We start from the raw sequence: 12,304 nt of genomic DNA on the forward strand, positions 1-12,304 counted from the left end.
GTCCCCAGTCCCCAGTCCCCAGTCCCCAGTCCCCAGTCCCCAGTCCCCATTCCCCTCTCACTAACTTGATTCCAAATTCACGTAAACTTTGGAAAAATCATGTTGCTTTAAGTCTTCGCGATGAATCAGTATTTGCAGATAGCCAGCATCACCAAACATCAGGTCAACAGATGTACTTGACTCAACTTCCAGCAAGTTGTGCCAACTTTGAGCGCGAGTCATATCTAAAGTGCGGCGTTGTTCGTAATTATAAAGCCATTTAGGGTTTACTTCTTTGACTAGATAAGCATCCTCTCGTGGGTCGTGTCCAATACCCGAAACATGACCGAGCAATTTACCTATACTGTTTTGGGAGAGAGTTCTACCCAAATCATTTAACTTAAGTTCATTGTCTAACTTGAGGCGATCGCAGAGTTCATAAAAATCATTTGTTGCCCAACGCGGGATATCAGGTAAAAGGTCTAACTTTAAACGGTGAGTTACTAAATTTTCGTACCAATTTGTAATAAACTGAGCATCTTCAGGTAAATATGCAGGTTGTAAGGGTTCGCTGCCATCGTAAAACACTAATTGTTCAGCGTAATTTTCATTTTCATCAGCAAACAAATACAGCATTCCCTGCTGCGGAAAAGGATTTGCCGGGAAAGTGGGCAACTGAGCAAGGTTAATTTGCAAAATAAAACAGAGATATCTATTCATCAAAGGGTCTTTAGGCCAGAGAATAGACAAAGGTAAATCGGGAACTCCCCCGATACGACTTTGCCCATTCTGTCCTGGCTCAGCTTCCCCAAGACTCAAAGAAATAGCAGGACGTACACTTGCCAAAATTGCGTCTTGATGCTTTGATAAGCCATGTTGATCAATCAGCGTTGTTAGTTGCTCAAAATTCACAATTCACTCACTTATTCTTGCTCTAATCTATTATTTTGATTTCGCAATAGGATGGAGAAGGCAAGCAAGGAGCTTTTACCTTCTGTTGCGGGCATCTGACAGTTTGTTTCAAAGGTTATTAGACAAACACACTTAAAAGCTTCATTGTTAAGCGTTCAAAGTTCCCTTTCATTGATACTTTCTGGTAGTGTCTTCACCTGGCTTTCATTATCTCTCGGTGGGGCAATGTAGTAAAATTTGCGGTATGACTAGCTTTTTACTTACGCAGCGCAGTTACAATGAAGCCTGAAGTTTTTACCGCAATTATTGCAGCGATCGTTGCAGTTATGAGTGCCATCGTCAGTATTTATGGGCAGATGCGGATAACGCAATTGTCTGATCGTCTTGCTAAGAAACGCGAAGCTGAGTCACGTGAAGCACAAACATCTGCCTTAATGTCAAAATATCGAGATCCATTGCTACGCTCGGCGATAGATCTCCAAAGTCGCTTATTCAACATTCGCCAAAACCGCGTTCTGCAAAATTTTGATCAACGAAGTTTATCCGAACAAGATTATTTGATTAACAATACTTTGTATGTTTTTGCAGAATATTTTGGGTGGGTCGAGATTCTCCGACGAGAAATTCAATTTTTAGATTTGGGTGATCTAGAATTAAATCGTCACCTGAGTGAACTATTCGTGAACATTACCAAAGCTTTTGGTACAAACCGATTCAATGGCAAAGGTAATATTGACCCGACATTTCAACTGTTTAACGGAGAACAGCGAGCGATTGGAGAAATTATGATGAAGCCTCGCTCCTTGGATCAAATGCTGGGTTATGAGTGTATTGGTTATGCTGCATTTGTTCAGAAAATGAGCGATCCAGATTTTGCTCGTTGGTTTATAAAACTAAAAGAGGATCTTGATACAATCATCAAGGAGTCGAAAATTGGCGGGGAGCGCCTGGTTTTGATTCATAGTAGATTGATCGACCTGATTGATTTTCTCGATCCAAGATGTGTGCGTGTACCGTTAAAATACAGAACTAAAATTGAGTAGCTAGCGGTCTAACATTACGTTGGAGCCAACCATAGAAAGGTTATATTACGTCCGCTTAATTAGTTGTAATCCCCGCATCTGTGCAAAAACCAAGAAAATCTCTCTCCTCCTGCTTCCTGCTCTCTTGCTGTCTTAATTATCAGTTTTTAACCGAACACAATATTACTCGCTACTTTCAATACAATACAATAAAAATAAACCTTACATTACGTAATCCTGATTAAGCATATTTGCCCATGACAATTTCTCAACGCCGCTATCACATAACTACTTTCGGTTGCCAGATGAATAAAGCTGACTCAGAGCGCATGGCAGGCGTTTTAGAAGACATGGGCTTTGAGTGGTCAGAAGACCCAAATCATGCAGATGTGATTCTTTACAACACCTGTACAATTCGGGATAATGCCGAGCAAAAGGTCTATTCCTACCTTGGCAGACAAGCCAAACGCAAACACGAGCAGCCAGATTTGACATTGATTGTTGCTGGTTGTGTCGCTCAACAGGAAGGTGAAGCACTGTTGCGGCGAGTGCCAGAATTAGATTTGGTGATGGGGCCACAACACGCCAACCGTCTGAAAGATTTGCTAGAGTCAGTTTTTGCAGGTAGCCAAGTTGTAGCCACAGAGCCAGTCCACATTATCGAAGACATCACCCAACCGCGACGCGACAGCAAAGTCACAGCTTGGGTAAACGTGATTTATGGCTGCAATGAACGCTGTACTTATTGTGTCGTTCCCAATGTGCGTGGTGTAGAACAATCCCGCACACCAGCAGCTATCCGCGCCGAAATCGAAGAACTAGGACGGCAAGGTTATAAAGAAATTACACTTCTGGGTCAAAATATTGACGCTTACGGTAGAGATTTGCCCGGTGTCACCTCTGAAGGTAGACATCTGTATAATTTCACAGATCTACTTTATTATGTACATGACGTGCCAGGAATAGAACGGATTAGATTTGCTACTAGCCATCCCCGTTATTTTACTGAAAGGCTAATTCAGGCTTGCGCCGAATTACCCAAGGTGTGCGAACACTTCCATATTCCTTTCCAATCGGGAGATAACGAAGTATTAAAAGCTATGGCACGGGGTTACACTCATCAGAAGTATCGTCGGATTATCGATACAATTCGGCAGTATATGCCAGATGCATCAATTAGTGCTGATGCGATTGTTGGTTTTCCAACAGAGACAGAAGCACAATTTGAGAATACTTTGAAACTTGTAGAAGATATTGGCTTTGATCAGTTAAACACAGCCGCATACTCACCACGTCCAGGAACACCAGCAGCTTTGTGGCCAAATCAATTGAGTGAAGAAATTAAAAGCGATCGCCTCCAAAGATTAAATCATTTAGTGGGCATCAAAGCAGCCGAGCGATCGCAGCGTTATTTTGGACGCATCGAAGAGGTGCTAGTAGAAGACCAAAACTCTAAAGATAAAACTCAAGTCATGGGACGAACCGCTGGTAATCGTCTAACATTCTTTACAGGCGATATTAATCAGCTAAAAGGGCAATTGGTGAAAATAAAAATTACTGAAGTCCGTGCTTTTAGCTTGACTGGTGAACCAATTCAAGTGTCCCAAGCAATACCAGTGTAGAAAGTTTCTCAGTGTTGAGTTTGGCGAAACTAAAGGCGATCGCCAACAGGATGATCATACCGCAGGGAATAGGGTTAAATAATTCGTAATTCGTAATTCGTAATGACGCGACGCTCGTACCTCGCTAACGCTGACGCTCGAGGACTCGCTACCGCTTCGCTAACGCTAACGCTATCGAGGACTCGCTCTAAGCGAAGCTATGCCGCAGGCTTTACGCTACGCTAACGTAATTAAGTTTTGTAATGGGGATTTAGCGCAAAGTCACCAGGGGGTTTCCTCCGCTCTGACTTTGTAAGACCCCAACACGAAACTTGCCGATTATAGAACCGGGGGACTTAAACCCACGGAACTGGTTAAAAATCCCTTTTTATCGAAAGCGGCTTTCCTCCCCGCCGATGGAGGTAATGGGTAATAGGCCAATTACCAAATTCCTCGTCCACAAAGGGGCGAGGAATTTTAAATGACTTTTTTCTTAAAATCTATGCCTCATTTACCTGCGATATGCTGTTATGTATTACCCCGTTTTAGCTGATAAATCACTCCATGTTATATTTGGGTTGATTTTTCATAACTCCAACGAATAACTTTTATTTGCAATCACTTCGCTAATTATTCAGCAGCCGATGTCGCCCAATCCAGACCCCAATCAGCCAAAACAACCCGAAAAAATGTACTTACCGCGTACCAGCGAATCAGAAAATTTAAAAAAGATTCGCCACACCGCTTCCCATGTGATGGCAATGGCAGTACAAAAGCTGTTTCCCAAGGCGCAAGTGACAATCGGCCCCTGGATTGAAAATGGCTTTTACTATGACTTTGACAATCCAGAACCATTCAGCGAAAACGATTTAAAAGCCATCCACAAAGAGATGGTAAAGATTATCAATCGCAAACTGCCAGTGATGCGCGAAGAAGTTAGCCGTGAAGAAGCTGAACGCCGCATTCAGGCAATTAAGGAACCGTACAAACTAGAAATCCTGGCAGATATCAAAGAGGAGCCAATCACAATTTACCACCTGGGGAATGAATGGTGGGATTTGTGCGCCGGGCCCCATGTAGAAAATACTAGCGAATTAAATCCCAAAGCGATCGCCCTCGAAAGCGTCGCAGGTGCTTATTGGCGTGGAGACGAAACCAAAGCACAACTACAACGCATTTACGCCACCGCTTGGGAAAGTCCAGAACAACTCGCTGAATATAAGCGGCGTAAAGAAGAAGCCCTGCGGCGAGACCACCGTAAACTAGGTAAAGAACTTGGGTTATTTATATTTTCTGACCAAGTAGGGCCAGGTTTACCTTTGTGGACACCAAAAGGTACTCTGTTGCGGACTATCCTAGAAGATTTCCTCAAGCAAGAACAACTAAAACGTGGTTATTTGCCTGTTGTTACTCCTCACATTGCCAGAGTAGATTTATTTAAAACCTCTGGACACTGGCAGAAATATAAAGAAGATATGTTCCCCTTAATGGCGGAAGATGAACAAGCCGCCGCACAGGAACAGGGCTTTGTCCTCAAGCCGATGAATTGTCCTTTCCACATTCAAATATATAAGAGTGAGTTACGTTCCTACCGAGAATTACCGATCCGGTTCGCCGAATTCGGAACTGTTTACCGCTATGAACAATCAGGAGAGTTAGGTGGTTTAACGAGAGTGCGCGGTTTCACCGTGGATGATTCACATTTATTCGTCACTCCAGAACAACTAGACGGCGAATTCCTCAACGTTGTGGATTTGATTTTGTCAGTGTTTAATAAACTGCAATTAAAGAACTTTAAAGCTAGACTGAGTTTCCGTGATCCGGCTAGCGATAAGTACATTGGTTCTGATGAAGCTTGGGAAAAAGCTCAAGGTGCAATTCGTCGTGCAGTGGAACAGTTGGGGATGGAACACTTTGAAGGAATTGGCGAAGCGGCGTTTTACGGCCCCAAACTCGACTTTATTTTCAGCGATGCCTTAGAACGCGAGTGGCAACTGGGAACTGTTCAAGTAGATTACAACTTGCCAGAACGTTTTGAACTGGAATATGTTGCAGAAGATGGTTCTCGCAAACGTCCGGTAATGATTCACCGTGCGCCTTTTGGTTCACTGGAGCGGTTAATTGGGATATTAATTGAAGAATATGCTGGGGACTTTCCTTTATGGTTAGCGCCAGTGCAAGCTAGATTACTACCAGTGGGTGAGGCACAGTTAGATTTTACTCAAGCTGTGGCAGCGAAAATGAGAGCCTTGAGTATCAGAACAGAAGTGGATATTAGTGGCGATCGCTTGGGTAAATTGATTCGCAATGCTGAGAAAGATAAAATACCCGTAATGGCAGTAATAGGAGCCAAAGAAGTTGAAAATAACGCTTTGAGTATTCGGACTCGTGCCTCTGGAGAGTTAGGAATTATACCTGTGGATGAAGTGTTGGGGAAAATGCAACAAGCGATCGCTAAATTCGAGAACTTCTAGCAAAAAGTAGAATGGGCCTCACCCATTCTACAAAAGATACATACAAAAACACTAAGATAAAAAAGCTTATAGAGCTTGCTATCTCAGGTATACAGATGCATAAAATATTGACAACCAAGCGTATTGATCCACTTAAATTAAGTCCTTTTCAAAGAATTTTACTAACAACGGATGGAACATTAACAGAAATATTAGAAGCCTATCTGTTAGAAAAAATTCAGTTAGTTAAATTATCAGAAGAATTAATCAGAACCACAAAAAATCTTCCGGCTTTAGACTTGAATATTGACACTCAAGTGATTGAGAGGAAAATTTTATTGCAAGGCAAGATTAGCCTGAATAATTTTATTTATGCCGAATCCATAATTGTACCTGAAAGGCTAGAACCCAGATTAAAGCTTAGACTAATTGAATCGCAAGAACCAATGGGTAGGCTCTGGTTAGAACATAAACTTGAAACGTTTAAAGAAATCATCGATACAGCCATAGAAACAGCTGAAGATTTAGCTGATTTTTTTAATATAGCAAGAGAAGATAAAATTCTTTCTCGAACTTATCGAGTTTTTTCTAACAAACAACCAATCATCATGATTACTGAAAAATTTCCAGAAAGTTACTTTCTGAAGAAATTTTAATAATTGAGGTAATTTTTTTAGAAAGTATCCCCATAACGAAGGCAGGAGGCAGGAGGCCGTTTTTGTAACGGGGATTTATATCCCATTACAAAAACTTTTCGTCTTCAAAGGCGTTAGCGTAGCGGGACGAAGTCCGGTTTTAAACCCGATTGTTTCGATAACAAATTCCCACTTCCTCCGGGAGCGGGGGCCCCGAGTTCCCCAGTCCTTTATCGGTTGGTGTAAGGGATAATAAAGAATGAGCATTAGTTAAGCATGACGACTAAATATCGAAATGTATAAATTAATGTTCAAAATAGCTCTAAAATACTGAAATAGTTATTTTGAGCATTAAACAAGCATCTTAGAGAACAAAAAGCTAAGAGTACTATTATTTGGTCATTATGCGTGTAATTTTGATGACAGGCAAAGGCGGCGTAGGCAAGACCTCCGTTGCTGCTGCAACTGGACTTCGCTGTGCGGAACTAGGCTATCGTACACTAGTTTTGAGTACAGACCCTGCCCATTCTTTAGCGGACAGTTTTGACCTAGAACTAGGACATGCGCCTCGCGAGATTCGCCCAAATTTATGGGGTGCAGAACTAGATGCATTGCTAGAACTAGAGGCCAACTGGGGTTCTGTGAAACGTTATATCACTCAAGTTTTACAAGCAAGGGGTTTAGACGGAGTACAGGCAGAAGAATTGGCCATCTTACCAGGCATGGATGAGATTTTTGGTTTGGTAAGGATGAAACGCCACTATGATGAAGGTGAGTTTGATGTCTTAATTATTGACTCAGCTCCTACTGGGACAGCACTACGCTTGCTGAGTTTGCCAGAAGTCAGCGGTTGGTATATGCGCCGTTTTTACAAACCGTTTCAAAATATCTCGGTGGCTTTAAGACCTTTGGTTGAACCTATTTTTAAACCCATCGCTGGTTTTTCACTACCAGACAAAGAAGTGATGGATGCACCTTATGAGTTTTATGAGCAAATTGAAGCATTGGAAAAAGTATTAACCGACAATACTCAAACCTCGGTGCGCTTGATTACTAATCCAGAAAAGATGGTGATTAAAGAGTCGCTTCGCGCTCATGCTTATCTAAGTTTGTATAATGTGGCAACAGATTTAGTAGTAGCCAATCGCATCATTCCCCGCGAAGTAGAAGACCCGTTTTTCCAACGTTGGAAAGAAAATCAACAGCAATATCGCCAAGAGATTCACGATAATTTCCACCCTCTTCCAGTCAAAGAAGTTCCGCTTTTTTCTGAGGAGATGTGTGGTTTACCAGCATTAGAAAGGCTGAAAGAAACGCTCTATAAAGATGAAGATCCAACTCAAGTTTATTACAAAGAAACGACTATTAAAGTCGTACAAGAGCAAAATCAATACAGTTTAGAACTTTACTTACCTGGTATTCCTAAAGAGCAGGTTCATCTGAGTAAAACCGGAGATGAATTAAACATTACAATTGGCAATCACAGACGTAACTTAGTATTACCTCAAGCTTTAGCAGCACTACAACCGGCAGGAGCAAGAATGGAAGAAGATTATTTAAAAATTCGTTTTGCCGATAATGCAAAAGTGTCTTGAAAATAGGGACTAGGGACTAGGGTCTAGAGGCTAGGGAAGAGATATATGGGCTATTGTCTATAAGGATCTAGTACAGATGCAAAAAATATTGCATCTGTATTTTTTATTTAAGAGTTGCATAGGGTGATTAGATCCCCAACTTCTTAAAGAAGTCGGGAATCTAGACAGCAATTTTTGGTTAAAAGTGCCATTCTTGGGTAGGTGCGTTACTACGAAGATAATAAAAAATCTTGTATTCTCTATAAATAAAATATTTATTTTTATAAATAAAATTTACTATTTTAATTATGCTTTTTATGAATTATTAGTAAATAGAATCACTCGCAGTAATTTGCTAGTAGTTTTACTGACGACAAGTTGATTAATAAAATTAAGAATGTTTTTATATTTAATTGTGTCTAGTTACCAATATTAATATTTAGTCGAAAACAATGACATTAAACACTAAACAAGATTTACAAGTGGATATTCATGAAGAAAGTATACTGCACCGCATTACAAATCGGATTCGCCGCAGCTTAGAGTTAGAAGAAATTATCACAGTTACAACAGCAGAAGTACGTTTATTACTAAAAACAGACCGAGTGATGATTTACAAATTTCATGCCGATCGCAGTGGTCAGGTGATTGCTGAGTCGATCCATGAAAATCGCTTACCATCGTTATTAGGGCTAAATTTTCCGGCTGGTGACATCCCAGCTGATGCTCGTGAACTGCTCATCAAATCGCGGGTACGTTCGGTAGTGAATGTTGAAACTCAAGAGATTGGTCAAAGTTACTTACACGATTTAGAAAATGGCGACACTTTATCAGAAGAGATTCACTATCGCACTGTAGATCCTTGCCATGTTAAATACTTAACGGCAATGGGAGTGAAATCTTCTGTAGTAGCACCGATCATTTATCAAGATACACTTTGGGGGCTGTTGGTATCTCATCACTCAGAGTCACGCCAGATTTCAGAATATGAACTCAAAGCGATGCAGATGGTAGTTGATCAGTTATCAGTCGCGATCGCTCAAAGTACCCTCCTGACTCAAGCCCGTGCCAAAGCCCAACGGCAAACTATCATTAACCGTGTTGCCACTCTACTACATTCACTACCAACGATCGCAATACAGCCTGCTTTAGAAGCAGTTGTTGCTGACTTTGATGGTGTTGGTGGCAGGCTTTGCATGAGAAACGAAGCTTTGAGTTTTTCAAATGGCAGCATTAAAGGCTTGACAGAATGCCTGATATCTGGAGGTGAGTATGTCAAAGTTTATACTTGTGGACAACAGCCCGTGCTGCCAGAACAAAACATATACCCACTAATCGAGCAGTATAACATCTGGCAAAAATACTACAAGTCCAGTAACTATGATGTTTGGGCAATTACAGACATCTATCAAACTCCAGAATTGCGAAGCTTACAAGCTGCTATACAAACAACAAAAATTCGCAGCGTGTTAATGATCCCACTTGTGTATCGTCAACAATTGCTGGGTTATTTAAGTATTTTCCGAAACGAAATAGACACAGAAATCTTATGGGCGGGTAAATTTGACCTCGATCAAAGGCAAGTATACCCCCATCTCTCCTTTGAGACTTGGCGAGAATCTAAGCAGGCTCAAGCCCGACAATGGACAGAGGAAGACATTGAATTAGCTAGAGAACTTAGTCAAATTTTTGCGTCGGCAATTCAGCAGCATGAGCTATATCAACAAGTACAAACCTTCAACGAAAATTTAGAAAAACAAGTTCAAAAACGTACAGTTGAACTACAACAAGTAGCAGAACAACAACGGATATTATTTGAAGTAGTTGCCAAGATTCGGGAATCTTTAAATCTAGATGAGATTTTTCAAACGACTACGCAAGAAGTATGTCAATCACTACAAGCAGATCGAGTTGCAGTTTATCGGTTCAGCGCAGATTGGAGTGGGGAGTTTATTGCTGAATTTGTTGGTGAAGGCTGGGATAAATTAATCTGTTCCCAGAAGAAAACCGTTTGGGATGATACTTATTTACGCGAAACTCAAGGTGGGCGGTATCGCTACAATCAAACCTTTGCAGTTGATGACATTTACCAGGCTAATCATTCTGACTGTCATCTGGCAGCTTTAGAGCAAATTCAGACCAAGGCATATACAATAGCACCAATATTGATTGGACAACAACTTTGGGGCTTACTAGCAGCTTACCAAAACTCTGCTCCCCGCCACTGGGAAACCTCAGAAGTTAGGTTCATCGCCCAAATCGCCAATCAGCTTGGGGTTGCACTCCAACAAGCCCAATTCCTCAACCAAACCAAGGATCAAACAGAAAAGTTAACTCAAGCTCTGTATAATTTACAACAAACTCAAACCCAACTTATCCAAACCGAGAAAATGTCTTCACTAGGTCAGTTGGTAGCTGGTGTAGCTCACGAAATTAACAACCCGGTAAACTTTATCTACGGCAACATCAACCATGTTAGTGAATACGCACAAGATTTACTCGATATCTTAAAACTCTATCAGCAAGATTGCCCCAATCCCAGCTGCGAAATTCGTGAACTTGCACAAGAGATAGATTTAGAATTTGCGATTGAGGATTTGCCTAAAACTCTATCGTCCATGAAAATTGGAGTTGATCGCATCCGTCAGATTGTTTTGGGTTTACGGAATTTCTCTCGCCTTGACCAAGCCGAAATGAAACCAGTTAATATTCATGAAGGCATTGATAGCACTTTACTGATTTTGCAACATCGATTCAAAGCCAAACCTGAAAGTCCTGCTATTGAGTTAGTTAAAGAATACGGCGATCTCCCATTAATAGCGTGCTATGCTGGACAGCTAAATCAGGTATTTATGAATGTTTTGAGTAATGCGATCGATGCTGTAGAAGATTATAGAGAGTCTAAATTAGAACCGCGCAATGGTCAAATTATTATCTGTACTACTATTGGAAAGCTAAAAGACAACACCAAAAGCGTAGTGATTCGCATTGCAGACAATGGTTTAGGAATACCAGAAGACTTGAAGACACGAATTTGTGATCCATTTTTTACTACTAAGCCGGTTGGTAAAGGTACTGGTTTGGGTTTGTCAATAAGTTATCAAATTGTGGTTGATAAACATGGTGGTATTTTTAAATGTGATTCGCAGCCAGGGTTAGGTACAGAATTTTGGATTGAAATCCCTATTCACCAAATCATTCATCGTTCTGAGCTAATTTCTGATTAAAAATGTAGTGGAACGACACAACTAAAAACCTTTTTATTGCACTATTTTAGCTGTGTTAGTCCATTTTGAATTTTGAATTTTCACTGCGGTTCTCTTACACAAGATGGTTGCTTAGCAGAAGGGGGATCAGGATAAATTGCTAAAGTGTGATAATCGGGACTATCATTTGCATATAAAACTCGAAAAGTATATAACTTAGTTTGACCTTGCTTATCAGTTACAACTGTTAAAAGAGTATTATTAGTGGGGGGAAGCCCAGGAATTTTTAGTTTGGGAATACGTCTAAGTTGAATGACATTCGCGGCAGAGTTTTTACAATCTCCGGCGTTAGTATTCCGGTCTTGTCCAAACTGCATACATACAGGGCCATCAAAATCTATAGTTACCTGTGATGGGTCATTTAACCAAACTTTTTTGATAATCTCTCCAGCCTGAATAAAACTAAGGTTCGTCCCTTGCTGATACCAAACTTTGAGAGTAGGTACGACTCCTCCCAAACCTTGCGCGTTGCAAGAAAACATAGAACGGAGAACGGCATTATTAGCTACAGCACGACCAACAAAAAATAATACAGCAGCCGAAAAAATTACGGAAGCGATCGGTATAAAATAGGTTTTCTTTGGAGTATTTCCTAATAAGTTATGGTTATTTTTCATGGCTGCAAATAGGAGATGAAAGGGATAAAGAAGATGCACTTCGACTTCTTTTGTCGGAGACGCTCTTGCTAGCTTGCTTCCCCAGAGGGGTACGACTTCGCTCAGTGACCGGGAGATGAGGAATAATCAATAAACCTCTTGCATAAATCTTTTTTGCCGGGCTACGCCCCGCTTCTCTACGAGAAAGCAAGGCAGCGCGTTGGGGAGACATTGCGTCGCGGGGGTTTCCCCCGTTGTAGCAACTG

General features: G+C 41.1%; 8 protein-coding genes. 6 read left to right on the forward strand and 2 right to left on the reverse strand.

Translation table 11 applies throughout. The annotated features are described in order from the left end of the window. Positions 1-60: 60 nt before the first annotated feature. A complete protein-coding gene (locus tag AC5JMF_RS03265) occupies positions 61-891 on the reverse strand; it encodes a YwqG family protein (protein ID WP_495794287.1) in 831 nt (276 codons plus the stop codon). A 278-nt stretch (positions 892-1,169) separates the two neighbouring features. On the opposite strand from AC5JMF_RS03265, the gene AC5JMF_RS03270 reads away from it, so the two are divergent. From AC5JMF_RS03270 to AC5JMF_RS03295, 6 genes are all read left to right on the forward strand, one after another. Continuing rightward, positions 1,170-1,934, forward strand: coding sequence for a hypothetical protein (locus AC5JMF_RS03270; protein WP_495794288.1), 765 nt, complete (start codon positions 1,170-1,172; stop codon positions 1,932-1,934). Between the two features lie 236 nt (positions 1,935-2,170). Further along, the gene (gene miaB, locus AC5JMF_RS03275; protein WP_495794289.1) at positions 2,171-3,535 is read left to right on the forward strand and encodes a tRNA (N6-isopentenyl adenosine(37)-C2)-methylthiotransferase MiaB; all 1,365 of its coding nucleotides are present in this window, start codon (positions 2,171-2,173) and stop codon (positions 3,533-3,535) included. Between the two features lie 623 nt (positions 3,536-4,158). Next, positions 4,159-5,988: a threonine--tRNA ligase gene (thrS, locus tag AC5JMF_RS03280; protein WP_495794290.1), complete on the forward strand. Its 1,830-nt coding sequence runs from the start codon at positions 4,159-4,161 to the stop codon at positions 5,986-5,988. 11 nt (positions 5,989-5,999) lie between these two features. Next, complete coding sequence (locus tag AC5JMF_RS03285; RefSeq protein WP_495794291.1) at positions 6,000-6,623, forward strand: chorismate--pyruvate lyase family protein; 624 nt, start codon at positions 6,000-6,002, stop codon at positions 6,621-6,623. 383 nt (positions 6,624-7,006) lie between these two features. Next, positions 7,007-8,197 carry a TRC40/GET3/ArsA family transport-energizing ATPase gene (locus AC5JMF_RS03290; protein ID WP_495794292.1) on the forward strand — a complete coding sequence of 397 codons (1,191 nt, stop codon included), beginning with the start codon at positions 7,007-7,009 and terminating at the stop codon, positions 8,195-8,197. A gap of 431 nt (positions 8,198-8,628) precedes the next feature. Beyond that, a complete protein-coding gene (locus AC5JMF_RS03295; protein ID WP_495794293.1) occupies positions 8,629-11,403 on the forward strand; it encodes a GAF domain-containing protein in 2,775 nt (924 codons plus the stop codon). Between the two features lie 80 nt (positions 11,404-11,483). Here the strand turns inward: AC5JMF_RS03295 and AC5JMF_RS03300 are convergent, their stop codons facing one another. After that, the gene (locus AC5JMF_RS03300; protein ID WP_495794294.1) at positions 11,484-12,059 is read right to left on the reverse strand and encodes a hypothetical protein; all 576 of its coding nucleotides are present in this window, start codon (positions 12,057-12,059) and stop codon (positions 11,484-11,486) included. Between the last annotated feature and the right edge of the window lie 245 nt (positions 12,060-12,304).

It is taken from the genome of Desmonostoc vinosum, assembly GCF_059505385.1.